The sequence below is a fragment of the Corallococcus sicarius genome (assembly GCF_003611735.1).
GTDB lineage: Bacteria > Myxococcota > Myxococcia > Myxococcales > Myxococcaceae > Corallococcus > Corallococcus sicarius.
This window is the reverse complement of the sequence record NZ_RAWG01000634.1, coordinates 1-1,360: the sequence shown is the minus strand read 5'-3', so window position 1 is coordinate 1,360 and position 1,360 is coordinate 1. Positions and strand designations below refer to the sequence as shown.

The 1,360-nt window shown below is 70.9% G+C and carries 1 protein-coding gene; it reads right to left on the bottom strand.

Annotated elements, in window-relative coordinates:
- Positions 1–1,131: serine/threonine-protein kinase (locus D7X12_RS41385; RefSeq protein ID WP_244225101.1), on the bottom strand; the 1,131-nt coding region annotated here is incomplete at its 3' end.
- Positions 1,132–1,360: the final 229 nt, after the last annotated feature.

Genomic DNA, 1,360 nt, shown 5'->3' with positions numbered 1-1,360 from the left:
GGGGGGCAGGGGCTGCGTGGTCAGGTCGCCCCGGGGCTCTCCCCTCTGCTCTCCCCGATGCTCTCCCCGATGCTCCAGGCCGTAACGGGGCATGTCCGGCGGCGTCGGGATGGGGGGCGGCGCGGGCACGCCGCTCCAGCGCCCCACCCGGGTGAGGAACTCCCGCGGCAGCTGCACGGGCCGGCCGGCGTCCACCAGCTCCGGCTCGAAGAGGTAGCCCATGAAGTGCCCCAGCTCGCTGGGGGACACGTCGGGCGCGGTGACGTGGAGCTGCCGCGTCAGCGCCTCCGCGAACGCCTGCGCGGTTTGGTAGCGCTGCTCCGGGCTCGTGGCCATCGCGGTGAGCAGGATGCGCTCCAGCGCGGGCGGGATGCCCGGCGTCCACTCGCGCGGCCGGGGGAAGTCGCCCTGGCAGATCTTCCGCAGCACCTCCTGCAACGAGCCCTCGAAGGGCCGGCGTCCACAGAGCATCTCGTAGAGGACGGTGCCGGCGGCGAACACGTCCGTGCGCGCGTCCAGCGCCTCGCCCCGCGCCTGCTCCGGCGCGAAGTAGACGTACTTGCCCTTCACCGCGTCGGCCTTCGTCTCGCGCCCGGCGAGGCGGGCTCGCGCGATGCCGAAGTCCACCAGCTTCACCTGCCCCTCGTAGGACAGGAGCACGTTCTGCGGGCTCACGTCGCGGTGGACGATGTGCAGCGGCCGGCCGTTGTCGTCCAGCCGGGTGTGCGCGTACGCAAGCCCCCGCAGCATGTCGATGGCCACCAGCACCGCGAGCGGCGGCGGCAGCGCGGACAGGCCCTTCTCCCGCGCGCGGCGCATCACGTGCGACAGCGGGTGGCCGTCCACCCACTCCATCGCGAGGAAGTACTCGCCCTCCACCTCGCCGAAGTCGAAGATCTGCGCGATGTTGCCGTGCGACAGCCCCAGCGCGATGCGGGCCTCGTTGATGAACATCGACACGAACGCGTCGTCGTCCGCGTAGCCCGGGAGGATCTTCTTGATGACCACCGGCTTCGTGATGCCCGCCACCGCCGTCATCCGGGCGCGGTAGATCTCCGCCATGCCGCCCGTCGCGATGCGCTCGAGCAGCTTGTACTTTCCGAACTGGAGGCCCGCGGAAGGCTGCGGCACGTTCGAATCGGCTCCTGAAAATGGGAGACCTTCGGGAAAACCGCGAGAAGCTATCATGAGGCCATTCAGACGCTCCGGGTGGAAAATTCCGCTACGCTCGCCAGGAAGCTCTCGTAACAGCGCATTCTTCCTCCTGTCCCTGGGCGGCCTGCTGCTGGCCGCCTGTCGTGAGCCGGCACCCCCCGCCCCGGCACGGTCCCCCGTGCCGGGGCGGGGGGTGCCGGCTCTG